Annotated in this window: 21 protein-coding genes; 10 read left to right on the forward strand and 11 right to left on the reverse strand. The window is 58.6% G+C overall.

Annotation, left to right across the window (positions count from 1 at the left end):
* The first annotated feature begins 104 nt into the window (after window positions 1-104).
* Entirely contained in the window at window positions 105-827 is a 723-nt protein-coding gene (locus PSH86_RS04895; protein WP_109753580.1) for an oligogalacturonate-specific porin KdgM family protein, read from the forward strand.
* A 128-nt stretch (window positions 828-955) separates the two neighbouring features.
* Here PSH86_RS04895 and PSH86_RS04900 read toward each other — a convergent pair whose 3' ends face one another.
* Window positions 956-1,699 carry a FadR/GntR family transcriptional regulator gene (locus PSH86_RS04900; RefSeq protein WP_109753581.1) on the reverse strand — a complete coding sequence of 248 codons (744 nt, stop codon included), beginning with the start codon at window positions 1,697-1,699 and terminating at the stop codon, window positions 956-958.
* Between the two features lie 97 nt (window positions 1,700-1,796).
* Here PSH86_RS04900 and PSH86_RS04905 point away from each other — a divergent pair, with 97 nt between their 5' ends.
* Window positions 1,797-2,510, forward strand: coding sequence for a FadR/GntR family transcriptional regulator (locus PSH86_RS04905; protein WP_305488249.1), 714 nt, complete (start codon window positions 1,797-1,799; stop codon window positions 2,508-2,510).
* Window positions 2,511-2,682: 172 nt separating this feature from the next.
* Here PSH86_RS04905 and PSH86_RS04910 read toward each other — a convergent pair whose 3' ends face one another.
* Window positions 2,683-3,099, reverse strand: a complete 417-nt coding sequence (locus PSH86_RS04910) for a VOC family protein (protein ID WP_163855273.1) — start codon at window positions 3,097-3,099, stop codon at window positions 2,683-2,685.
* A gap of 152 nt (window positions 3,100-3,251) precedes the next feature.
* Window positions 3,252-4,301 carry a hypothetical protein gene (locus PSH86_RS04915; RefSeq protein ID WP_305488252.1) on the reverse strand — a complete coding sequence of 350 codons (1,050 nt, stop codon included), beginning with the start codon at window positions 4,299-4,301 and terminating at the stop codon, window positions 3,252-3,254.
* A 141-nt stretch (window positions 4,302-4,442) separates the two neighbouring features.
* Between PSH86_RS04915 and PSH86_RS04920 the strand changes: the two genes are divergently transcribed.
* Window positions 4,443-5,147, forward strand: a complete 705-nt coding sequence (locus PSH86_RS04920; RefSeq protein ID WP_116831497.1) for a hypothetical protein — start codon at window positions 4,443-4,445, stop codon at window positions 5,145-5,147.
* Between the two features lie 88 nt (window positions 5,148-5,235).
* Here PSH86_RS04920 and PSH86_RS04925 read toward each other — a convergent pair whose 3' ends face one another.
* From PSH86_RS04925 to PSH86_RS04935, 3 genes are all read right to left on the reverse strand, one after another.
* Window positions 5,236-5,997, reverse strand: coding sequence for a hypothetical protein (locus PSH86_RS04925; RefSeq protein WP_109753586.1), 762 nt, complete (start codon window positions 5,995-5,997; stop codon window positions 5,236-5,238).
* The gene (locus PSH86_RS04930) at window positions 5,991-7,133 is read right to left on the reverse strand and encodes a hypothetical protein (protein ID WP_232200639.1); all 1,143 of its coding nucleotides are present in this window, start codon (window positions 7,131-7,133) and stop codon (window positions 5,991-5,993) included. Before PSH86_RS04930 ends, PSH86_RS04925 begins: the two co-directional genes overlap by 7 nt.
* Window positions 7,134-7,394: 261 nt before the next feature.
* A complete protein-coding gene (locus PSH86_RS04935; protein ID WP_109753588.1) occupies window positions 7,395-8,360 on the reverse strand; it encodes a hypothetical protein in 966 nt (321 codons plus the stop codon).
* A 448-nt stretch (window positions 8,361-8,808) separates the two neighbouring features.
* Here PSH86_RS04935 and PSH86_RS04940 point away from each other — a divergent pair, with 448 nt between their 5' ends.
* Together PSH86_RS04940 and PSH86_RS04945 are read left to right on the forward strand one after the other, a co-directional pair.
* A complete protein-coding gene (locus tag PSH86_RS04940; protein ID WP_163855265.1) occupies window positions 8,809-9,354 on the forward strand; it encodes a DUF4256 domain-containing protein in 546 nt (181 codons plus the stop codon).
* Window positions 9,355-9,691: 337 nt separating this feature from the next.
* The gene (locus PSH86_RS04945; RefSeq protein WP_109753590.1) at window positions 9,692-10,291 is read left to right on the forward strand and encodes a hypothetical protein; all 600 of its coding nucleotides are present in this window, start codon (window positions 9,692-9,694) and stop codon (window positions 10,289-10,291) included.
* A 61-nt stretch (window positions 10,292-10,352) separates the two neighbouring features.
* On the opposite strand, the gene PSH86_RS04950 is transcribed toward PSH86_RS04945, so the two are convergent.
* Window positions 10,353-11,861 (reverse strand): hypothetical protein, encoded by a 1,509-nt coding sequence (locus tag PSH86_RS04950; RefSeq protein WP_305488257.1) that lies wholly within the window; start codon window positions 11,859-11,861, stop codon window positions 10,353-10,355.
* Window positions 11,862-11,984: 123 nt separating this feature from the next.
* A complete protein-coding gene (locus tag PSH86_RS04955; protein WP_109753592.1) occupies window positions 11,985-12,389 on the reverse strand; it encodes a DUF488 domain-containing protein in 405 nt (134 codons plus the stop codon).
* A 199-nt stretch (window positions 12,390-12,588) separates the two neighbouring features.
* Between PSH86_RS04955 and PSH86_RS04960 the strand changes: the two genes are divergently transcribed.
* The 3 genes from PSH86_RS04960 to PSH86_RS04970 are packed head-to-tail and all read left to right on the forward strand — an operon-like array spanning window position 12,589 to window position 18,159.
* On the forward strand, window positions 12,589-13,422 hold the full coding sequence (locus tag PSH86_RS04960; protein WP_204334261.1) for a helix-turn-helix domain-containing protein: 834 nt from the start codon (window positions 12,589-12,591) through the stop codon (window positions 13,420-13,422).
* Window positions 13,422-15,809, forward strand: a complete 2,388-nt coding sequence (locus PSH86_RS04965; protein WP_305488260.1) for a hybrid sensor histidine kinase/response regulator — start codon at window positions 13,422-13,424, stop codon at window positions 15,807-15,809. The genes PSH86_RS04960 and PSH86_RS04965 overlap by 1 nt, the downstream gene beginning before the upstream one ends.
* A gap of 1 nt (window position 15,810) precedes the next feature.
* Window positions 15,811-18,159, forward strand: coding sequence for a TonB-dependent receptor (locus PSH86_RS04970; protein WP_305488262.1), 2,349 nt, complete (start codon window positions 15,811-15,813; stop codon window positions 18,157-18,159).
* Here PSH86_RS04970 and PSH86_RS04975 read toward each other — a convergent pair.
* Window positions 18,143-19,228, reverse strand: coding sequence for a sensor domain-containing diguanylate cyclase (locus tag PSH86_RS04975; RefSeq protein ID WP_305488264.1), 1,086 nt, complete (start codon window positions 19,226-19,228; stop codon window positions 18,143-18,145). The two genes, PSH86_RS04970 and PSH86_RS04975, sit on opposite strands and share 17 nt — an antisense overlap.
* 485 nt (window positions 19,229-19,713) lie before the next feature.
* Between PSH86_RS04975 and PSH86_RS04980 the strand changes: the two genes are divergently transcribed.
* Window positions 19,714-20,073, forward strand: coding sequence for a DUF6124 family protein (locus PSH86_RS04980; RefSeq protein ID WP_305488266.1), 360 nt, complete (start codon window positions 19,714-19,716; stop codon window positions 20,071-20,073).
* Between the two features lie 70 nt (window positions 20,074-20,143).
* On the opposite strand, the gene PSH86_RS04985 is transcribed toward PSH86_RS04980, so the two are convergent.
* Both PSH86_RS04985 and PSH86_RS04990 read right to left on the reverse strand, forming a co-directional pair.
* Window positions 20,144-20,374, reverse strand: a complete 231-nt coding sequence (locus PSH86_RS04985) for a hypothetical protein (RefSeq protein WP_116831504.1) — start codon at window positions 20,372-20,374, stop codon at window positions 20,144-20,146.
* Window positions 20,371-21,564, reverse strand: coding sequence for a colicin E3/pyocin S6 family cytotoxin (locus PSH86_RS04990; RefSeq protein ID WP_305488269.1), 1,194 nt, complete (start codon window positions 21,562-21,564; stop codon window positions 20,371-20,373). The genes PSH86_RS04985 and PSH86_RS04990 overlap by 4 nt, the downstream gene beginning before the upstream one ends.
* Window positions 21,565-22,056: 492 nt before the next feature.
* Here PSH86_RS04990 and PSH86_RS04995 point away from each other — a divergent pair, with 492 nt between their 5' ends.
* Window positions 22,057-22,416, forward strand: coding sequence for a DUF6124 family protein (locus tag PSH86_RS04995; protein ID WP_305488272.1), 360 nt, complete (start codon window positions 22,057-22,059; stop codon window positions 22,414-22,416).
* Window positions 22,417-22,549 lie beyond the last annotated feature (133 nt).

The raw sequence follows: 22,549 nt of genomic DNA on the forward strand, positions 1-22,549 counted from the left end.
AACCCGCAGAAGACGTTGAACCGCAGGTTTCACTGCTGCGCACGCGCTCGCCTGTGATTTGGCGTTCAACCCAACTAATCATTCAACTAACAAGAATAAAAAACATGAAAAAGACACTCGTCGTGCTGTCCCTCGTTTCCTTGTTCACTTCAGTGGTTGCCGTGGCCGATACCGGTTACATCAACGTACGCCACCAGTATGCGGAACAAACCCGCATGCACGCCGACCGCGCCAAGTTCGGCATGCGGCTGGACAACGGCGTGGGGCTCGAAGGTGAACTCAAGTACAAGACCGCCGGTGATCGTGAAGACGTCGCCTTCGACAACACCGTCGGCAGCGGCCATGAATTCACCGTCAATTACCAGCACAAGCTCAATGATCGTTGGACGCTGACGCCCTCGTTCGCCATGGAAAGCGACGAGGAATCCACCACCTACAAGATGGGCATGCGCCTGGGCTACAAGATCACCAAGGAGCTGAGCATTGCCGGACGCTACCGTTACGATTCATCCAAGCTCGACCGCGACAAGGTTGACCATGACGTACCGGACAACGGCCAGGACGACCAGAAGATCCATCGCTACGACGTGTACATCAACTATGCCAACCAGGGGCCGTGGGCGTATGAATATCAACTGACGTACTTCGATGCCAACTACATCCGTTATAACGGCGGCACTGACGACTATGAACAGAATGCCGTGGTCAAGTACAAGTGGGATAAGCGCTGGGCGCCGTTTTTCGAAGTGGGCGATATCAAGGTCAACTCGGTCGACAGTGATCGGCAGTTGCGGCTGCGAGTCGGCATTCAATACAACTTCTTCTAAGTTGTTGAAGCACTGAGATCAACTTGTGGGAGCGAGCTTGCTCGCGATAGCGTCGGATCAGCTGGCATCCATGTTGACTGACCCACTGCCATCGCGAGCAGGCTCGCTCCCACAGGATCAGTGAGCATTTATTCGTTGTAGAAAGCCTGGCGTTGCTGGGTTTCACACAGGCGCATGCGGCTATTGCTCAAGTGCAGGTACATGGCCGCCCGCGCCGCATCGACATTGCCACTGGCGATGGCGTCGAAGATCTGCTGGTGTTCGGCGTTGATCCCTTGCAGGTAAGCGCTGCGATCACTTTGCCCGGAGTAGGCGGAGTTCATGCGCGTACGCGGGATCAGCTTGGTGCCCAGGTGCTTCATGATGTCGATCAGGTAGTAATTGCCGGCGGCCTTGGCGATTTTCAGGTGGAACTGGAAATCGGCATTGATGGTGGTACCGGACTTCTCCGGCCCTTGCAGCAACGCCTCCAGCGCCTGGGCCAGTTCGGCCAGGGCTTCAGGCGTCGCGCGCTCGGCGGCCATGCCAGCGGCCTGCACTTCCAGGCTCAGGCGAAACTCCAGCAGGTTGAGCACATCCGACAACGTGGCAATGGTCGCCGGCCCCAGGGTGAAGCCCTCCGGTGCCGGCATGTCCAGGACAAAGGTGCCGACGCCATGCCGCGTCTCCACCAGCCCCGCTGCCTGCAAGCGCGACAGTGCTTCGCGGACCACCGAACGACTGACGCCTTCGGCCTCCATGATGTGCACTTCGGTGGGGAGCTTTTCGCCGCGCTTGAGAACACCTTCACGCATGCGCTGGGCAAAGCGGTCGACCAGTGTTTCGGCGAGGCGGCGCGGCTTGTTCAGTGGAGATAACGCTTGATCCGTCATCGGCGTGCTCTAGTGTGATCAGCGGGCATTATAGTGAGTTTTAGCGCAAGGTCGCGGCTATAATGCCGCGATCGTCTGGCTTTAATGGATAGGTGCAATGGACCGTGTCACACCCGATCGACGCCTGAGCATGACTCAGCAATTGGTGGTCGACCTGACGCAGCAGATACTGGCCGGCGAGCTGCCCGCGGGCAGCAAGCTGCCGACCGAGCAGGTGATCATCAAGGAGCGCGGCGTCAGTCGGACAGTGGTGCGCGAAGCCATGTCGCGGCTGCAGGCCGAAGGCTTGGTCGAAACCCGTCACGGCATCGGCACCTTCGTGGTCGACACCGCCCGCCCCGGGGACTTCCAGGGCAGCAAACACGTCAAGGGCGGCGCCTACGACGCACTGGCCGTGATCGAACTGCGCCTGAGTCTGGAAGTGGAAGCGGCGGGCATTGCCGCACAACGTTCCACGCCGGAACAGCTGCAGGCGATGCGCGAAGCGCTGGATACGGCGAATGCTCTTGAGGCGGCGGATGACGAAAGCACCCGGGTGGATTTCGAATTTCACTTGCAGATCGCCCAGTGCACCGGCAACAGCTTCTTCATCGACGCCATGGCCCATGTGGGCAATGCATTGATCGCGGTCGTGCAACAGGCCGGGCCTGCCGTCACGGTTGAGCATCGGGCGTTGGTGGTTCGCGAGCGAGAGCAGATTTATGCCGCACTGGCGCGCCATGATGCCGAGGCGGCGAGGGCGTCGATGCGGTTGCATTTGATCAATATGCTGCAGCGGATTCGGGGTGCGGTTGAGTTGACGGCGCAATAACCCCCCATGGCTTTTCCCGATCCCCTGTGGGAGCGAGCCTGCTCGCGATGACGGCGGCACATCCAACCAATCTGCTGACTGATTCACCGCCATCGCGAGCAAGCTCGCTCCCACAGTTTTTGATCGCCGGGTTCACAGATTTTGTGCCCTGCGGTTCCTGCCAAGTTGAAGCTCAAGACTCCAGCGCCGGTCCCTTCAGCTCAATCTGATTACCATCCGGATCGAAGCAGTAGATCGACCAGCCCTTACCCTCCGCGCCATAGCGCATCTGCGCTTTCTCAACATTCAGGCCAACTGAGGCCAAATGAGTGAGGAGGGCTTGTTCATCGAACGGCTCGATGCGCAGGCAGATGTGGTCGACATTTCTCCCTTGCTTGCCAGCCGCTGGCCCACCCTCGCGACCAAGCGGCCCATCGACAGCCACCAGATCAATCATCGAAACACCGGTGCCAAGGTGGACCATGCCAAGATCGTCCCGGCGCTTCTTGAGCTCGCAACCGAGCACCGAGGTATAGAAAGCCAGGCTGCGCTCGATGTCTTTTACGCGCAGGACGATATGGTCGATGCGCTGGATCGTGAAGTTCCTCATACAGGCCTCATGTTCAGTGATGCCGCCAATGGGTTACTTCACCATAGCTGCCCATGCCGGAATGTCACCGCAGAACTTCGTCCCGTGCAGAGCAACCGCCGAACAGGCGATCGTGACGACGGGACATCCGGCATTCGGGGGCAGCGGTCTTGCTAATTGCGCTTCCAGCACTCGGCAAACCGCGCGCATACCCCGTAACGCTCATCCATCTGCGCCATCCGCTCCAGGTGATGACCTACCGCTTCGCCCGTCACCCCATTCCCGATCCGGAAGTACTCCACCATCATCGCGACGTCCAGATCGATCTCGGCCTTTTCCGGCTTGGCATTGGTGCTTTTCGGCAATGCCCACTGTTCCAGTTGCTCGTCCTTCACCTGCCGCAGGCGCACCTGGTATTCGTCCTTGAAGCGTTCCAGCGAGCGTGCCTTGTTCTGTGCCATATCATCGCCAAACGTCTTCAGGTTTTCCCGGTACAGCGTCCAGTAGTCAGGCGGCAGGTCGAAGCCGAGCTTGGCCTTGCGTTCGCTGATCAGCGTGTCCAGTTTCTCTGGCGAATAGCTCTCGACTTTCTCCTTGGCCGGATCCGTCTTCACGGTGACGACCAGGCTTTTATCGATGACCCGGTTCATCAGCTCCAGGCGATGAGGCGTGTCCGGGTAAGTCTGGGGAAACAGCGCATTGCGGCCGGCGCAGGCGGGGAAGTCTTTTTTCAGGATCGGGATCGGTGTGCGCACGTCCTTGCCGTCGACTCGTTGCAAGCGTTGCAACTGAGTCAGGCAGAAATTTTTCTCGGACTTGAACGTTACCTCGTATTCGGCATTGGCCTCGGGGGTAAAGTTGAAGCCCTTGCCGCACACGGCATAACCGCTGTTCATGTTGGTGCGCAGGTAAATCTGCTCACCGGGCTTGAGCTTGACCTCCAGGTAGCCCTTGGCATCCTTGGGCGCCGGAACGCTCATCCCCACCCGCCGCGCGGTATCGCTAAGCAGCAGATTGTTGAGAATGCCCGTGGTTTGCCCGTCGCAATGGGCGGCATCGAAATAATCCAGCGTGGCGTTGCTGGTATTGGCAACGAACCGCAACTTGGCGGCGTCCGGTTCGATGGCATCGGGATAGCTGCCATTGACGCTGCAACCGCCGAGCAATACAAACAACGCGGACAATGCTAGCAACGGGGCAGGATAGCGAGGCAGGGCGAGCATGGGGCATCCTTGAAGGATCGATAAAGTTGGCGAATGCTACTGAAGTGCCACTATCGCGTCCACCGCCGACCTCCTGTGGGAGCGAGCCTGCTCGCGATGTCTCCACTTTTAGCCGCCACCAACGCCTGGACACGCCACCTCATGATGAAATGGTTCAAAACCCTCACTCGGACAGATGCCATTGCAACACTGGCCCTGATCGTCTCCATCGCCTCTGCCTACTTCAGCTACCAGCAATACCAGGACAGCGTCGCCAGCCGCAGAACGCCGATCATCATCCGGGTTGGCGCCGAACACAGCAAAGTGTCGTTCTACAAACCCTTCGCCGATTTCCCATTCGTACTCTTCAAGCAGCGCTACAAAATCATCCTCACCAACAACAGCTTCAACCCGGAAAGTGTCATCGACTGGCGAATATGGGAGCGCAGGGAAGATGGTGGCGGCGAGTACGCCGGTATGAAATCCAAGCTCCTCGACTCGACCGGGACACCCATTGCCTTGCCCTTCCTGATCGCCGCGAAAGAAAGCAAAGTGGTCTTCCTGGACGTCGGCCAGAAAGTCACGCCAGAGGCGTGGGCGGCGGTGGGCTCAAATGTGAAGTTCGATAACGAGATGGACTGGTTCGAGGCCGACCGGATTTTTGCCGATGCAGGCTTCCCGCTGTTCGGGCAACTCACGCCCGGGGAGAGCTCCAGGTACCAGGACCTGCAAGTCAACCGCTGGCTGGCCGGGCCGGCCTATCAGGAGTTCCAGTTGAACTTCAGCAAGGCCGATGGCTACGAAGTGGCGGCGCAGTTGTCGTTGAATGTCAGTGATGCTTATCCACAGGGGGAGGCACAGCGGTAGTTCTTGTGTCGAGCTGAGGCTCTAGACAGCCATTTAACAACATATCCGCACGCTATCAATGTGGCTGATAGCGTGCGAAAAACATGATTCAGGCAAGACTGAAGGCCTCCTGAATGGTCTTGATCAAACGGTCGCCGTCCACACCTTTGTAAGCTTGAGGATTTGACGCGAGCTCAGCAGGTACTTGACTCAGAAACGCCTTCAAATCGAGGGCCAATCGCTCAGGTAGCTGGGCCATTCCCTCAGTAAGGCCGACAGCCAGTACGATCACATCCCTGAAGTGCTTTTTGATATCGCGGCTGTCCACGGCCATACCCTGTTCAAGTTGCGCCTTCTTGTTGAGCCACGCATGGGCTTTGAGCGGAACGAGCCGATCAGCACCGATGTGGCTGATCTCCCGGGTGTGATCGACGCCGGTCAGGAGAAAAGCGTAGTACTCATCATCCAGGATAATCGCAGACAGGCTGGCGGCTTGCTCTTGCACAGGAATCCTGGTCATTCGGGCTGCCTCTTCGTGTTCCAGGCCATCCGGGACACGGGAAAACAGCTCTACCTGAACGGGAAAGGATTTGTCCTCAGGGTTCTGGAAACGGTAGAAAACCGGGGAGGCCCCATCGCCTTCTCCATTCTGGCGAATGGCATAGCCTCCGTCCTTGATGAATTTCCAGAACTGCCCGACGAACGCACGATCAAGTGCCTCGACGACCAGGACGATATCCAGGTCCTTGGTCAGTCGAAATGCTTCACCCAGTTCCTCCATGGCAATCGAAGCGGCCACCCCGCCGATCAACACGTAACTGCCTTGGAAGTCCTTGAAGTATTCTCGAAACCGGTCGACACCCACTACCATTTCACGTTCTCCATCATTTCATCGAGGCACATTTGCACGCGTTCGTCATGGTCATCCTTGAGGCTCAGATAGAGAGAGAAGGGGTCTACCGTCTCCGTGGAAATGTTGCTGCGCGGTGGTTCATAACTCCAGAACTGGATGCAGCACGCCGCGTGATTTTGTGGCACTTCAAGATAGGGCGCCGTGCTCTCGAGTTTCGACTTGGCCGCTTTTGAAGTTGAACCCCAAGCGCCGAACGTGTCCCCGTAAGCCGCATTTTTTTCAGACTGCGCGCGCGCTCGAATCTGATCGAACTGCGCTGCCGTCAGTGCAAAGCAAGGAGCTTTCGGGCTGGCGAGAAGGCTCATCTCGGCCAGGGCAGTTTCTCCCGCCAGCAACATTGGCGTGTCGAAAGGCTCCGGAATGGCATTGAGCCAAAGTGTTTTTTTGACCGGCGTACGCATGGCCTCTTTCGCTCTCTCCCAGGTTTCCTTGGACGATAAAGGAAAGATGATTGCGGCTTCGCCCAGTTCCTTTCCAGGCTTAACAATGTCCAGGTCGGTCAGTTCCTTGATCGCCCGGGTGACGGTCATTTTGGCGTAGGAGAAGGACTGCTCGAAGGCCGCGCGAGTGACCAGCAGCGGGTGATGCCATCCCTTGATCAGGTATTGAATCAGCATGACCTGGGTGGCGGGGCTCAGGACCTGAGGTTTGTCCAGGCGCTGGCGGTAATACTCACGTAAATCCATGCCAAAGGCCGGAAGAAAAAGTTGATTGCCTGGCACGATGAACTGAACGCCTTTCTCCACCAGCCGCTTGCGGTCATAACTGGGGAGCGTGTCGGTGACGAAAATCATCAGGTCGCCGGTCTCGGGCAACTTGCTGTAGGCCTGGAAGTTGTGGATGGCCTGGATATGCTTGGCGACATCCGCAACGCTGGCTTCGCGCTGTGGACGTTCCTTCAGGATCAGGCATTGGGCGTTGAAGATATTCGTGATGAAAAATTCGTATCGGTCACGCAGCGCATACGGAAGGATCTTGACGTTTTCCCAAGGCTTCAGGCGCAGCTTCAGGCCAAGCACGCTTTCTACATAGACTTTGAGCTCTATCAGGTCAGGTCTTTCCGGGAAGTCATGGTCTTGGCGGGTAGCTGTCATGGTGTTTTTTTCGTATCAGGATTTCAGCACGATATCAGAGGTTGTGATAGCGTGCAAAATTCGTGATATCGGCCGTGGATATTGATGTGCCCAGCTCGTCGCTTTACCTGACAAACAGCTGAGCCGACCGCCAACGATCGCTGCTTCACGGACTGGCCCTTGTGAGCGAGCTTTACGTTCAGCTATTTGTTGGCTGAAACACCGTTATCGCGAGCAAGCTCGCACCACCGTTTTGATCTCGAACGTTCGCAAACTCCGTATCTATTGCTCATTCTCTGTGGAAGCAACGGTCCCGGATGGTTTCTGAGGTTGTCCGCTTGAAAAAATCTTGTCCGCCCTTTCTGTCCAACTCAGAAAAACCTCTTCGATACGATGGCATTCCGGCTCGTCCAGATACATGTGAAAAATCCCATGGGCCAGATATTCCGTTAGGCCAATGAGTTTTTCGGTTTCTGTGTAGGTGGCGTTTTTTTCGCCGGGCGGATATTTGATTGTCGATCCGCCGAGGGGGGCCGGTTGCTTGCTGGTGATATTCCAACCCGTTTTCAGATCGGCCAGGAACACTTTAACCGAGGCACAGAACTCGGAGGTCAGCAGGGCCAGAACCGCATCCTTGTGCTCAAAGGGAGAGATTTTTTCCAACTGCTCTACAAAGGCCTCAAGTTGTCGAAGTTGTACGCGAATGTCGGAAGCCTTGAAACCCAGCGTGCGCCACTGTTTGCCGGCTTTGATTTTCATGTCCGGGTCCCCGTTGCGCGGGCCAATGTCCTTGCCGACCAGGCTTCGGTCATAAGCGTTTTCGCGCACGTAGCTAAAGCTCATGAATGCGCGAAGCACCATTTGATAGATGGCCCTGGTCGTTTCTATCTTTTCTTCGGTGACCCGTTGTGCTTCACGTCTGTGATCTTCTGCGCGTTCTCGCCGGCTTCTTTCCTGGGCGTTTCTCCCTTCGTGCCGGGAGACCAGTATCGCCACGATGATTGCGTAAATACTGCCAATACCCTGAAGCCAGGCGGGAAGATCCTTACGACCCCAAATCAATACGGCCGAAATAATAATGACGAAGGAGATGAAAATGCCGCCGTAAACGAATAGCTGAGAGTCCGGACTGGTTTTTTTATTCACCTTGCTCAAGGCCTTGGCGATGATCAGGAGGAAAAGGCAGGATAAAACGATGATGAAAAACGTCGATAGCTGCCCGATGGCACCCGCGTCAGGAGAACTCATGGGCCTACCTGCGTTTTAACGAAAGGCGCGTCCTGCGAGGTCGGGCGCTTTGTTTCTTTAAGCCGGGAGGGAGAAGGCGCTGTTAAAGCTTCCGTGAGTGGCATGGGGGAGATGGGCAATCCAGACACGTTCGGACTTCCTTGTGAGTGATAGCTCAATGCTATCCGTCCGACCTGTATCTGGACAAGCCACCAACCCGATACGGCGTCGTCTATCTCGCGTACTTGGCCGACTACTTGCCCGGCCATTTCTGCCAATCCGCCCACAAGAATTGTCATGAGTCGCTCGACTCAAAAGCACAGCGTTGAAAAATGGCAGCCGGGTTGGCGCTCGTCTATTTTGATGAGCACTATTATTGCCCTCTCGGAACAACCCCCATGTTTACCGTCCAAGTACACTCGATGATTCAATGGAAAGGGCAGAGCGATCTGTTCGGCGGGCCAACGCCATGAAAAAAACAGAACTGGAACACCTTATCCAAACCCTGAAAACCCGCTTCGAACAAAACCCGAACCGTCACCCGGACATCCAGTGGGACGACGTCCAGACCCGGCTCGACAACTACCCCAATGCCCTGAAGTCCCTCCAGGCCATGGAAGCCACTGGCGGCGAGCCGGACGTGATTGGTCTCGACCCGAAGACCGGCGCCGTTACCTTCTGCGATTGCGCCAAGGAGAGCCCGACCGGTCGCCGCAGCCTGTGCTACGACCGCGCTGCCCTGGATGCGCGCAAGGAGAACAAACCCAAAGGCAGTGCCATCGAAATGGCCGAAGAGATGGGCATCGCCCTGCTGACGGAAGACCAATATCGAGCCCTGCAGAAGCTTGGCGAATTTGATGCGAAGACGTCCAGTTGGCTGGCAACCCCTCCAGAACTTCGCGCGCTCGATGGAGCGATTTTTGGCGATTACCGCTATGGTCGGGTGTTCATCTACCACAATGGCGTGCAGTCGTATTATGCGGCGCGCGGGTTTCGTGGCGTGCTGCGTATTTGAGCCAATGAATTGTGGCGAAGGGATTTATTCCCGTTGATCTGCGAAGCAGCCCCAAACCCATCAGCACGGACGCGCCAGGAAAAACAGTTGGCAGGTTTTACGACTGCTGCGCAGCCGAGCGAGAGCAAGCTCTGGCCACAATGGTTCGGCGTTAGCGAGTGATTCATCAGGTGGTTTACGTCATAGGTGGCTCTGTGTTTTTATACGTGCAGGCACAAGTAGCCTCCCTGCTGCGATGGGAAATACGAAAAATCTAAGTGAACTTACCCACTTATTTAGCCACTGCAAGCAGCATGCTAGTCGAAGCACGTCTTTGATTTGGCTAAAGGAGTGAGCTATGTCCCGTTCAAGTGCTGCTGAGTGTGTCGACGACCTTAAAGGATTGGCTCGAGTCTCGGTCATTGGCGAATACACGTATTGCCAGCGATTGACCCACATCTGCAAAGAGTTCGGTTTCAATAATTTCCATCACTTTCGCAAAGTCTTAGAACATCTTCCCGAAGACCTGATAGGCAATATCAGCACCACGCTGATGCGCCGGTATTGCGAGGTGGCTCAACCCAAGCCAGACGTCGCTTACTATGAATTCCTCTCGATCAACAATGACACTCGGCTAAGGTTTTATAGCCAATGGGCGGGCTGGGACAAATTTGGACAGGAAGTCAGGGTGCCCAGGTCGTTGCATGGCGAGTCGGCCCCCCGTCTACGCAAGTCGCTTAATAAAACCGTCTTTATCGTAGAAACCGATCGCCAGTTAATCGCATGGCGCCATCGCTGGCACGGACTGTGTTACATCTCTGCTGAGCTCTGCAAGGAGCACATGAAAGAAGCTTTTGAGCGAAAAAAAGCAGTCGTGGCAGGTGCCCGCAATGAGGAGTTTCCTCTGCTGGACGACTTTAGCGATAACTATGCGACGTGGTATCCGGTCATAGAGTAACGTCAGCTGGAAAGGGCTCTCAGGAGCCCTTTCTTGTTTTTTCGCACGCAGCAAAAATGCGTCACTCAAAAACCAGGATCTCACACCCCTTGGCTTCAACCATTTCATCAAACACCGGCAACCGCGCCACTAACTCCGTCTCAAACGCCAGGTACCGATCCTGTGCCGCCACATAACGAATATCCGGCTTGATCCGCGGTATGTCCTTGGAGGTCAGTTTCACCACCTCGTTGCTGTTTTGATTCCAAAACCACGCCAGCGTCTGTGTGCCAAAGGTATTGGCGCGATAACTCCACACCCACCAATCCCCATGCCCCCGGGCCACATGCAGCTGCCCATGAAACGTGCGCAAGGTGATGACCTGCTTGGGCTGGGTGACGAGCAGGCGTGTGTCCTGGCGCAGTTCACTGCCGAAACCGTCCAGCGCCGCCTTGGTCTTGGCGCCGGTGATGAAGTTGAAGCGCCACGCCAACAGCACCGTCTCCTGATAACCCGAATGCTCGACGTTCTGCCGTGCGCCTTCGCTGAACAGCAGAATCTCGTCACCCCCCAGGTACGCGGTTGATGCCCGCAGCTTGTAGGCGTCGGCGGGCATTGGTTGGGCGGCGATGGTTTGGTGCGGCGGGTCTTGATGCCAAATCCAGCACTTGGGGCCGTTGTGCTGCATGAACAGCAAGCGGCGAGGGCCGATGGGCAGGATGGTCAGGTCATCGGTGTCCTCGAAAATCACCTCGCTGCTGTCCGCCGTGATCCGCCAGATCCGCGTCAGATGCTCGGGTTCGTAAATGCGCTGACGCTCGAATACCTCGGCACCCACCACCACGCAGGGCTCTTCAAAGCCTGGCCATTGCACGTCGGCAGGTCCGAACACCGCAATGTCATCGCCCTGACGGATCTCGTATTGGTACCGGTCATCTGCGCTGTAATCACCGCGCTTGACCTGGCGGCGCCACAGCGTCCGCTGGGCATTGGCATCGATGAGCGTCAGGTCAGCACCATCAACCCCATCGGTTCGATGCTCGAGCATGTCCTGCTCGGCGGGCGGCCATGGGTTGTAATCGATCAGAAAGCACAGCCACTGGTCTTCGTCCTGCTCGGTAATCGCGGCCCAACCGTTGCGGTAGTTGTATTCATGCACATAGGTGGCGCCGGGATAGTCATGGACTTCCTGCAGCCACTTCACCTTGCTGCGCTTGGGTTTGGCCGGTTTGCGTGCGACAGGGGCGGGTTTCTGCGGCTCGATCAAACTCGCGGTGAACCTCGGCTCGCCGCGCTGGCCCTGCCAGCGCTTGGCGAACGCCTCGCGCTGACCGACCGGGACAATCACCGGCCGGTAATCATCGCCACCGGCATCCAGGTTCCACAAGTCATAACCCTGATCCGCCAACACGGGTGCCAACGCCTCGAAACAGACCTCGGGCATCTCGTTGGACAGCTCATCCAACAACGCTTCGAACCCTGGGCCGGTAAACACATCGATGTCGGGATAGTAATGCTGCAACAACCCGAGCAACTCGCCGCCCGGTGTTTTCCAATCGATATGAACCAACGGGTCAAATGGCGATTGCATCACGGCTGTCTTCCTATTGGTTTCTCTGCGCGCCATCTTAGCTGTGCACCATACCCAAAGGACAACCATCACCCTGTGGCTGGCCGGGCACAGACCATTTTGGGAGCGAGCTAGTCCAGTGACTCAAAGCTCCGGAAACTCGGACAAGTAGCAAACCGGCGAACTCCCTTGTGCCCGCTTCTCCACCTCATCCTCCAACCATTGCGCCAACACCACGGCATTATTCTCAACCGTCGACTTGGCCGCATACACCAGCGTAAGCGTCCCACCCCGCGCAACATCCACCAGCTTCCACCAATGCTCCGGCCGCCCCGCCAACTCCTTGCGATAAGCCACCTTGAACTGCTCGAACGAAACCGTCCCCGCCTTGAACGCCTTGCGCAGCTCATGAGAAGGACCAACCTCCGGTAGCCACTCGGCAATAGCCAGCGCATCCTTGCGACAATTGCGCGGCCACAAACGGTCCACCAGGACGCGTACGCCATCTTCGGCGCTCGCTGTTTCATAGGCGCGTTTGCACTGAATCATCAAAAACCTGCCTGTCGAAGGGGAAGCGTTTCAGCATAGGCCGCCAGCGGTGGGGCGGTCAGGGGCATCCAGCGTCTTCAAGTCTTTGCCGGACCTGCCGCTATCGGTATAACGATTTTCACCGATCCATCGATTGGTTTTGCAAAACCTTTGCTTTCCGGCAATTAATTGGCAAACGCACGACAAGAGAGCGTAGCGCATGGACGACGGACGATACGAAAGGCAGGCGGCTACGGCTGAAGGCGCGGCGTCGGCCGAGCCGCCGCATATTCTGCTGATCGACGACGTCCCGGAGGATATCCGTGCGACGCTCGTCCTGCTCAAGGCGCAACCATGGCGCATTTCCCTGGCCAGCGATGCCCACCAGGGCTATCAGCGGGCACTGGCATTGCGTCCGGACCTGATCGTGCTGGACGTGCACATGCCGCAAATGAACGGTTTCAGTCTGTGTCGGCTTCTGCGTGAGGCACCGTCGACCCGCCAGATTCCGATCCTGTTTCTGTCGTCGGCCAACAGCTCAATCGAGCGCCTGGAAGGGCTGACCGTCGGCGGGGTCGATTACATCCCCAAATCCTGCGCCCCCGAGGAAGTGCTGGCGCGTATCAAGATCCACCTGCAATTGACCTGGCGCGCGCCGCCACCCAGCCAACACAACCCGGCAGACCCGGAGCCGCAGGGCGACGAGATCGTGCTGCGGGTCGCGATGCGCTTGATTGACGAACACCTCGACGACATGCCTTCGCTGGTGCAACTGGCGCAAAAAGTCGGCACCCATGAGAAACGTCTCTCGCGGATATTTCGCGAACACCTGGGACTGACCGTGTTCGCCTACATTCGCGACGCGCGATTGCGGCGCGGCCAGGCGTTGCTGTCCGAAAGCGCCCTGAGCGTGCAGGACGTTGCCGATCTGGTGGGCTTTCGCAATGCCTGCAACTTCACCACCGCCTTTCGCCAGCGCATCGGCATGACCCCCAGCCAGTTTCGCCAGCAAACCCTGGGCGTTGCCGATGCAGAGTCGGCCGGGCACGCCTGATGCGGCTTCTACAGGTGCTATTGCTGGCGATGGCGATGTTGTCCGCAGGCCTGTTACGCGCGGCGCCCGTGGATGTCTGCCAGGCTGACCACCTGGACCTGATGCCCGCCATAAACATTTTCGAAGACACCCAGGCCAGCTTGAGCCTGGAGCAAGTCGCTCAACTGCCCGATACGCAATTCAACGCCGCAACCGCGAGCTGGCCGACGCAAGGCTATAGCCGCTCGGCCTTCTGGTTGAAAGTGCAGCTCACCAACTCAAGCCCCGTGGCGTGTTCGCGCTTGCTGGTGGTCGGGGCTCCGCGCCTGGAGGACATTCGCGTCTACCAACCGGGGCGTGATGCCCATGCCGGAGTTGCCCATCCCTTGGCCGAATGGCCGCAGCCGGCGGTGCGTCAGCCGGCGTTTCCGGTCACGCTGGCGGCAGGGCAGAACGTCACGTTGTACGTCCGGGTGGCGAGTAATTTCCAGATGCTGCTGGAGCCGCAGTTGTGGGCCGAACCGGCGCTGCTGCGCAGTCAGCAACGGACTTACCTGAGTGATGGGCTCACCTTGGGCATTGTCCTGCTGGTCGTCCCGTTCGGCCTCATTGTCGGCTGGATTCTCCGCTCTCGACTGCTCACCGTGAATGCGGGCGCGGTGCTGAGCTACATTTTGCTGACCTGCATCTTGAACGGCTACCTGATCTACTGGCCGGCGGCGCTCAGCTGGACACGCGAGCTGCTGGTCTGCACCAGCGCGATCGCGTTCGTTCTTTTTCTTGCCTACATGCGTGTGCTGCTACAGGTTTCCCGATTGCCCAAAGTCGTTGGCTGGAGCTATTGGATACCTTTGCTGGGCTGTGTCTTCGGCCGACTCTGGTGGCTGAAGGTCGATCCGGTCCAGGGCGCGCAGATAGTCCAGATATCCATGTTGAGTTTCTACGGTGCGCTGTTTGCCACGCTGTTCATGGCCTGGCGCAGGCGGCTCAGCTACAACTGGATGGCCTGGCTGGTACCCGGGCTGCTGCTTGCGCAATTGTCGATGCGGTATTTCTTCCCCCAGGAACAGTTGCTCTGGCAGTCGCCGCAAAGCAAATACAGCTTATCGTCCACGTTGCCGGGCGTGGCGTTGCTGGTGTGCACATTGATCATGGAAGTCAGCCGCAGCCGCAACCGGGAAAAACACGCCCTGTCCAGCCTCGAACAACAACGCCAGGCCGAGCACGAACGCCTGGAAAGCACCGTGGCACTGCGCACGGCGCAGTTGCGCGAATCCCTGGCGGCCCGCAGTGCGTTGATGGCCCGCATCAGCCATGACCTGCGCTCGCCGCTAGTGCGCATCATCGACTATGCGCGCCTGTTGCACGCCGGGCCCAACCGCGATTATCAGGTCACGATCGAGCGCAACGCCCGCCAGCAACTGGAGCTGATCGACGAGATGCTCGAATTCTCCCGTGGCGAATTGGAGCAAATGCAACTGACCCTCGCCGCAGGCTATTTGTACGGTTTCCTGAAAGAGATCGCAGACGAGGCGGGCTTTCTTGCCGCGCGCCAGGGCAACACGTTCGAAGCGGTGCTGGCGGATGACCTGCCGCCGCTGGTGGAGGCCGATTTCAAACGCCTTCGACAGGTCCTCATGAACCTCCTGGCGAACGCGGCAAAATTCACCCGCAACGGCCAGATCCGTTTCGAGGTGAGCGCCTGCCCCGGGGCGACTCCTGACACCGTGGAACTTCGCTTCAGTGTGATCGACACCGGAATCGGCATCGACCCGCAAGAGTTCGAACAACTGCTGCAACCGTTCCGTCGCGGTCGCAATGCGCAACGCTATGAAGGCAGCGGGCTGGGTTTGTCCATCGTCACCCAACTGCTGGAGCGCATGGACAGCCGCCTCGAACCCCAGGCCACCGGGCAGGGCAGCCACTTCAGTTTTCGTCTGCAACTCAAATGCGCCGAGGAACACGACCTGGAAAACGGCATTGTCGACAACAACGTCACGCCGCTCGATGGCCAGGGCAAGCATGTCCTGCTGGTGGACGACATCGAGCAGAACAGCGAATGGCTCTACGACCTGCTGGCCGGTTACGGTTTTGACGTGAGCATGGCGGAGAACGGCGAAGACGCCTTGGCCTGCCTGGCTGAACAATCGGTCGACCTGTTGATCAGCGACCAGATGATGCCCGGCATGGACGGTTGGGAGCTGCTGCGCCAGGTGCGCGACCGTTGGCCCGATCTGCCGGCGATGCTTTATTCGGCCGTCCCGCCACGCAGGCCGCAGGGTTACCCAAACGATCTGGCCTTCGATGCGATCGTGCTCAAGCCCGCTGACAGCCGGGAATTGCTGGCGTGCGTCAGGGCTCTGGCCTGCCCGGACACGGTACCTCGCGCATTGGCTCAGGAGCACTAGCATGCCGGGTATGGGTTACCGGTTGCTCCTGCTTGGCGGCGTTTCGATGTTGCCTTGGCTGTCGGTCCAGGCCGAACAAGAGGCACCCAGCGCCCTCACACTCGACGAAACCACCGTCACCGCTCGCCGCCGCGAAGAAGACCCGCAGCAGGTGCCGATCCCGATCAACGTCCTCTACGGTGAGCAACTGGACGAAGCCGGCCTGCATCGGCTGCAAGACATCCAACAGCGCGTCCCCGGCCTGGTGGTGTCCGGGCACGACTCTCGCTTCGCCGGCTTCGGCCTGCGCGGCTTCGGCGCCACCACCTACAACGATGGCCTGGAAGGCAGCGTCGGCACCTACGTCGATGGCGTCTACCAGGCGCGCCAGGGCATGGCCTTCACCGAGTTGATGGACATCGAGCGCATCGAAGTATTGCGCGGGCCGCAAGGCACCTTGTTCGGCAAGAACACCACCGCGGGCGCGTTGAACATCGTCACCCGGCAACCGACGTTCCAGCCCGAAGCCAACCTCGAAGCCAGCTACGGTGAACACGGTTTGCGTGAGTTTCGCGGGACGATTTCCGGCCCGTTGCAGGACGATGTGCTGGCTGGGCGACTGAACATTTTCGACAGCTCCACCGATGGCGCGGTGGAAAACCTGCAAGACGGTGCCCGCCTCGGCGACGCCGACAGCCAAGGCCTGCGGGGCCAGTTGCTGTGGACGCCGAACGCCGACTTCAGCGCCCGCCTGATCGCTGACTATGCCGAGCAAAACGAAGCCGGCAACGTCCTGCTGGTCAATCACTACAGCGAGCAAACCCGCAAACGCGCCAAATTCGTCGGCTATCCGCTGACCGAGCCCGACCCCTACCAACGCGAAACGCGGATCGACGCGCCGGGTCATCCGCAAACCCTGCAGAACGGTGTCTCACTGGAATTGAACTGGGACCTCGACGAGGCAATGCGCTTCACCAGCATCACCGCCTACCGCGACTGGGACTACCGCGCCACCCGCGATAGCGACAGCACCGCGCTGTCGGTGATCCAATCCGAAACCGAGCTGGGCCACCGCCAGTTCAGCCAGGAATGGCGCCTGTCCGGCACGGCCGGCTCGTCCATCGACTATGTCGCCGGTCTCTACTACCTGCGCCAACAGCTCGACCGCCGGATCGACACCGAATTCGGCAAGGACGCCGCGCCCTGGTTCGTCGGCGATCAAGTGGAGCAACTGAAGAAACTGGGCATTAACATCACCGATCCGAGCCAGGTGCCGGCCATGCTGCTGGACGGCGCTCGGCAACGCTATGACGGTGAACAGAAAGGCGACAGCCGGGCGATTTTCGGCCAGATCTCCTGGCGTCCGATTGAACCGCTGGAACTCACCGGCGGCCTGCGCTACGGCCAGGAGCGCAAGGACGGCTGGATCTCCCGCGACGTCAGCAACCTGGCCCCGCTGACCGGCTTACCACCGGTGTTCCAGTCGGGTGGGCAATTGCTGCGCGACATCGCCCTCGGTGGCGGTTACTACCGTGAGGATTCGATCGAGGAAGACAATATCTCCAGCCTCGCCAGCGCCAGTTACCGCTTCAGCGATGCGGTGATGGGCTACGTGAGTTGGTCGCGGGGCTACAAGGCCGGCGGCATCAACTTCGACGTGGTCGGCCCGTTCACCGCGCCCACCTTCGAACCGGAGCGGGCCACGTCCCTGGAGCTGGGCATGAAAACACGCTTCTGGGATGAGCGCGCATTGCTCGACCTCGCCGTCTACCAGACCGACGTCGACAACTACCAAGCGCTCACCTACAGCCCGCCCACGTCCGTGTTCGCGCCACCCCTGCGCGACAACCTGATCAACGTCGGCAAAGTCCGCCTGCGCGGCATCGAACTCGACTCCGCCTGGCAACTTCACCCGCAACTCACCTGGCGCCTGGGCCTGGCCTGGAGCGACGCCCGCTACCGCAGCTTCCCCAACGCACCGTGCCCACCAGAGTCGGGCCAATGGACCTGCGACCTCAGCGGCGACCGTCTCTACAACGCGCCGCAATGGAGCCTCAGCAGCGGCCTCGACCATAGCCACCCGCTGCCCTACGGCCTGGAAGCCTACAGTGGCATCGACTACAGCTTTCGCACCGGCTACTCCGGCACCCTCGAAGGCGGCGAGGGTAGCTATCAACCCAGCTACGGCCTCACCAACCTGCGCTTGGGCCTGCGCAGCCAGGACCGCGCCTGGGAAGTGGAAGGCTGGGTGCGCAACGTCTTCGACCGTCAGTACATCACCGCCGTGTATTCACTGCTCGGCTCCGGCGACTACGGCGTCATGACCGGCGCCGAACGAACCGTCGGTACCACCGTCAGACTTCGCTATTGAGGGAAATAAACCGCGTCGGACAAAACGCCAAACGATTCCCGCCGGCCTTTTTCGACAGGTACATCGCCTGATCCGCCTTGCTGATCAGCCCATCGACCTCATGCCCATGCTCGGGGAAAAACGCCACCCCGATACTCGCGGCAATCTCCACCGTCTGCGCACCAATCAAAATCGGCGCATTCGCCGCCGCCAGCATCCGCTTGAGCAACGGCTCGCTGTCTTCCACCGCCTGCAAACCCACCAGCCCCGCGACAAACTCATCACCCCCCAGCCGCGCCAAGGTATCGCCCTCACGCAACGTCGCATTGATCCGCGCCGCGACAATCTGCAACACCCGATCCCCCCAGTCATGGCCATAACTGTCGTTCAGCGCCTTGAACCCATCCAGGTCAATGAACGCGATGGCCACCTTCTGCTGATGAATGCGCGCCCTGCCCAACGCCTGGCGCATCCGCTCGGCCAGCAGCAAGCGATTGGGCAGTTGCGTGAGCGCGTCATACCGAGCGTCGCGTTCCAGCAACTGCAGACGCTGCTTCATCTGCGTCATGTCGCTGAGCAGCGTTACGTAGTGCTGAACATTGCCGTGCCGGTCATGCACGGCACTGATGCTGATCCGCGACGTCATCTCCCGGCCGTCCTTGTGGTTGCTTTGGATTTCGCCGGACCAGTGGCCGTGGAAATCCAACGCGTTCTTCATCGGCCCATAAAACGCCGCGAGCCGCCGTACCATGCGATGGGAGTTCAAGTCACGGCCCTTCAACTCTTCCTGCCCGTAACCGGTGAGCCGGGTGAAGGCCTCGTTCACGGCGATGACCCGGCCGAACGGGTCGACCAGGATGATGCCTTCGCGGGCGTGGCTGAACACCGTGGCGGCCAGTTCTGGGCAGACGGTGTTGAGGCGACGGTCCTGTGTGGCTTCGTCACGGGTGGTCGGCCATGTGTTGGAGTCGAAGCCTTGCTGCGCAAGGTAGGCGGCCAGGGAGGACAGCGCCTTGTGCAGGCGGGTCAGGGCATTCGTGGCGAGCCTGGAGTTGAGGCAGTAGCTCCGGATGAAGGTGCGTAGGTTCATGGGGGTACACGGTGCTCGGTTGCAGCGGTAGGGGGTGAGTGAAGGGGGCATTATCGAGGGGGGGAACGGTGGAGGCGTTTGCTGGAGCGGATGGGGGCTTTGCGGGAGGGGATGGATTGGAAAGATTTTTCCCATGTGTCAGTCGGGGCTGTCAGACACTGGGCGGCTGCGGCTTGCAAGCCGACGTCGCCTTGCGCCTTTGCCTACAACTACGCCAGAATCCGCCGGCTTGTTCGCCTGGGGTTGCGTCGGTAGTTTGGGGCCTGTCACTGCTCATCAGTGATCGGGTTTAGCAGCTCGCGGTGAAACAGGTTGTGCAAGGCGTCATCCAGTCGGGATTCCCATCCTGCACTTGATGGTGGCTGTGCGCAGGGCGTCCCCGGACGCGCCGGTTTCTTGTTTCCCCGGTCTGCTAACCTGCGTACAGCTGCCTCCCATCGTTTAGCAGCGAGCGGGTGATGGCTCCAACTACAGGAAGCAAGACGATGGCAAAAGATACGCCGAATCCCCCTGATACGAACGAACACGTCTCCCGTGCTCAGTCTGCCCGCAACAAGAAAATCGATGACGCTGCTACGCGAGCGTTGGATTTTTATCTGAAACCCAAGCCTAAGAGCGAAACGTCTGACGAGTCTGACTCCATTTTTCGGATTGATCCGGGTGTGGACTCTGAGTGTTTGCTGGCGAATCTTAGTGAGAATCTGGCTTCGGCGAATGCCATGATCAGTGATTTGGCGTTTGATCTGGATGGGTCACGGCGGCGTGTTGCGTTGGGGATTTTGCAGGTGACTGAGGTGAGTGAGCTGTTGGCGAATCGGGCGTTGGATATTGTTGAGGTGAGGTAGCGACTCAGCTACAGCGGTATAAGAAAAAGGTCTTGTCTAACAAGACCTTTTTCAAAAATGGCCGCGATCGTCATTCAAGGCAGACGATTTGAATGATGCGGTTATCACCATGAATAGTTGTGTGAGTCCACTCTTCTATGGTTTTTATCTGCTGTGGTGACAGGTCGTAGACAAAGCAAAAATCTTCAGGCTTTGTCCAACCCATAAGTGCGGCCAATGGGTCCATGTATACGCTTGGGACTTCCACGGTCTGTATTAGCTCTTCGGTAGTCTGGTCAAAAATTTCAACGACGGGCTTCATTTTTCTACTTTCCTTGTCGGATCGGCGGGTTTGGTTTGTTCGCCAGTTATTGGATCGAACTCGCCAAGGTGTTGACCTTGTTTTGTGTATAGCTCTACAGCGCCATGCTGTGAGTCCCATTCATAAATCTTGCCTTTACGATCCTTCCATCTTCGACGTTTAACGCCACCTCCACGTACAAACGTTTTGGATGGAGCAATCTTGGCTTCTGGAAACGCTGGAAGCAGCGACGGGGGTTTGTAGTACTTATGATCCCCAGGAACACTCAAAACCACATAAACCGGCCGAACCCCCGAATCCACCGGAAACACCAGAATGAAATCCCTGTACTCCGGCGGATAGATCGGGTCGACGATGATGCTGTCGGCCATCGGTGTCGGGGGGTAGATCCAGATGTGCGGGGCCTGTGGCGCGGCTTCCAGGGCGGGGATGCCGAGGGTGTCAGACGGATTGGTAGCTGGCGTCCAGATCAGTTCGATGTCATCCCCCAGGTCGGCGATGAACTGATCGGCTCGTGGGGTGAACTGGACAACGTCAACCATTTCCCAATCACGATTCTGGCCGGTGTAGAAGCCATAGCCCTTGAGGCTGCCGTCGGCCTGTTGCTCGATGCTCAGGCGCATGCGGCTGCGGGCCTGTTTGAGTTTGCGTAACTGGTCTTCGCTATAGAGCGCGCTGTCACCCAGGCTGCTGGGCCAGAGCAAGGCGACGACGCCTGTTAGCAGGGCTGCGCCGACGGTGCCGCCGGCAACTGCAGCTGTGGAAGTTGCCGAACCGCCCAGCGCGAGCCTGCCTAAGGTAGCGGGAACCGTACCAGCGCCGATCCGCTTGAGGGGGATGGTGCCGGATGAGTCGACGCTCCTGCCGCCGAGCCACATGAGATCGCCGTACTGCTTGACCAGATCTGCCGGGACGTAACCGTTGGGGTTGCTGTAATTGATGAGGCCGTTGGATAGCTTGCAGCTTTTGGCAAACACGCTTCCGGTCACGATGGGCAAAGGCTTCTTATCCACCGTGGCCCAGCGTTCTTGCTCATAGGCCGCCTGCCGGGCAAGCATGGCTTCATAAGCCCGCTGTCGGGCGTCGCGCTCGGCCAGTTCGGTGGCCGTCATGTCCCGATAGGTGACGTAATGCCCGTCGCCACCGGGTGGGTTTCGAACCTGGGGAATGTCCTTTTTGCGTGTCGCCACGTAGTGAGTCTCGTCCGGTAAAGGCAGGACAGACGCTAACGCGTGAAGAGAGGGGCGCGATGTAGGAGGTTTCTTGAAGTGGTTGTTCTGGTTTCCTCAAAACAGGTAAGGCTGGCTATTGAGGGGCAGAACAATCTGAAGCGTCAGCCGGGGCTGTCAGCCATTGGGCAACCGCAACTCGCCAGCCGACGTCGCCTTGCGCCTTTGCCTACAACTACGCCAGAATCCGCCGGCTTGTTCGCCTTGGGTTGCGTCGGTAGTTTGGGACCTGTCACTGCTCATCAGTGATCGGGTTTAGTCGCCCGTCGTTGCTAAGTCGCTCAAGCGTCCATCAGTCAGGAATCCCCATCCCTGCACTCGATGGTGGCTGTGCGCAGGGCGCCTCCGGGCGCGCCGATTTCTTAGCTCGTCGGTCGACTAACCTGCGTACAGCTGCCTCCCAATCGTTTAGTCGCGAGCGGGAAGTAGCCTCAACCAAAGAGAGCTAAGGCTATGGTCAAAATTACACCGAATCCTCCAGTTACAGATGAACCCACGTCTCGTGCACAGTCTGCCCGCAACAAAAAGCTCGATGAAGCGGCTACCCGCGCGTTGGATTACTACCTGAAGCCCAAGCCTAAGGGCGAAACGTCTGACAAGACTGACTCCATTTTCCGGATTGATCCGGGGGTGGATTCTGAGTGTTTGCTGGCGAATCTCAGTGAGAACCTGGCTTCGGCGAATGCCATGATCAGTGATTTGGCGTTTGATCTGGATGGTTCGCGGCGGCGTGTTGCGTTGGGGATTTTGCAGGTGATTGAGGTGAGTGAGCTGTTGGCGAATCGGGCGTTGGATATTGTTGAGGTGAGGTAGGGCAGACGAACCATCCTACTTTGTGGATGCGGAAGGGTCTTGTTCACGAGGCCCTTCTCCTCCTAGCAACTATGGTCCGTTAAAGCTGGATTTGTCAGATCCTTACGTAGCTTGTATAGCAACTCCCTTTGTC

Origin of the sequence: Pseudomonas sp. FP2300, from assembly GCF_030687595.1 — a bacterium.
GTDB classification, from domain to species: domain Bacteria; phylum Pseudomonadota; class Gammaproteobacteria; order Pseudomonadales; family Pseudomonadaceae; genus Aquipseudomonas; species Aquipseudomonas bijieensis.

Bases quoted from the DNA above. Each gene is read 5' to 3' on its own strand.
- PSH86_RS04895 (WP_109753580.1), top strand. From the start codon at position 105: ATGAAAAAGACACTCGTCGTGCTGTCCCTCGTTTCCTTGTTCACTTCA.
- PSH86_RS04900 (WP_109753581.1), bottom strand. From the start codon at position 1,699: ATGACGGATCAAGCGTTATCTCCACTGAACAAGCCGCGCCGCCTCGCC.
- PSH86_RS04905 (WP_305488249.1), top strand. From the start codon at position 1,797: ATGGACCGTGTCACACCCGATCGACGCCTGAGCATGACTCAGCAATTG.
- PSH86_RS04910 (WP_163855273.1), bottom strand. From the start codon at position 3,099: ATGAGGAACTTCACGATCCAGCGCATCGACCATATCGTCCTGCGCGTA.
- PSH86_RS04915 (WP_305488252.1), bottom strand. From the start codon at position 4,301: ATGCTCGCCCTGCCTCGCTATCCTGCCCCGTTGCTAGCATTGTCCGCG.
- PSH86_RS04920 (WP_116831497.1), top strand. From the start codon at position 4,443: ATGATGAAATGGTTCAAAACCCTCACTCGGACAGATGCCATTGCAACA.
- PSH86_RS04925 (WP_109753586.1), bottom strand. From the start codon at position 5,997: ATGGTAGTGGGTGTCGACCGGTTTCGAGAATACTTCAAGGACTTCCAA.
- PSH86_RS04930 (WP_232200639.1), bottom strand. From the start codon at position 7,133: ATGACAGCTACCCGCCAAGACCATGACTTCCCGGAAAGACCTGACCTG.
- PSH86_RS04935 (WP_109753588.1), bottom strand. From the start codon at position 8,360: ATGAGTTCTCCTGACGCGGGTGCCATCGGGCAGCTATCGACGTTTTTC.
- PSH86_RS04940 (WP_163855265.1), top strand. From the start codon at position 8,809: ATGAAAAAAACAGAACTGGAACACCTTATCCAAACCCTGAAAACCCGC.
- PSH86_RS04945 (WP_109753590.1), top strand. From the start codon at position 9,692: ATGTCCCGTTCAAGTGCTGCTGAGTGTGTCGACGACCTTAAAGGATTG.
- PSH86_RS04950 (WP_305488257.1), bottom strand. From the start codon at position 11,861: ATGCAATCGCCATTTGACCCGTTGGTTCATATCGATTGGAAAACACCG.
- PSH86_RS04955 (WP_109753592.1), bottom strand. From the start codon at position 12,389: ATGATTCAGTGCAAACGCGCCTATGAAACAGCGAGCGCCGAAGATGGC.
- PSH86_RS04960 (WP_204334261.1), top strand. From the start codon at position 12,589: ATGGACGACGGACGATACGAAAGGCAGGCGGCTACGGCTGAAGGCGCG.
- PSH86_RS04965 (WP_305488260.1), top strand. From the start codon at position 13,422: ATGCGGCTTCTACAGGTGCTATTGCTGGCGATGGCGATGTTGTCCGCA.
- PSH86_RS04970 (WP_305488262.1), top strand. From the start codon at position 15,811: ATGCCGGGTATGGGTTACCGGTTGCTCCTGCTTGGCGGCGTTTCGATG.
- PSH86_RS04975 (WP_305488264.1), bottom strand. From the start codon at position 19,228: ATGAACCTACGCACCTTCATCCGGAGCTACTGCCTCAACTCCAGGCTC.
- PSH86_RS04980 (WP_305488266.1), top strand. From the start codon at position 19,714: ATGGCAAAAGATACGCCGAATCCCCCTGATACGAACGAACACGTCTCC.
- PSH86_RS04985 (WP_116831504.1), bottom strand. From the start codon at position 20,374: ATGAAGCCCGTCGTTGAAATTTTTGACCAGACTACCGAAGAGCTAATA.
- PSH86_RS04995 (WP_305488272.1), top strand. From the start codon at position 22,057: ATGGTCAAAATTACACCGAATCCTCCAGTTACAGATGAACCCACGTCT.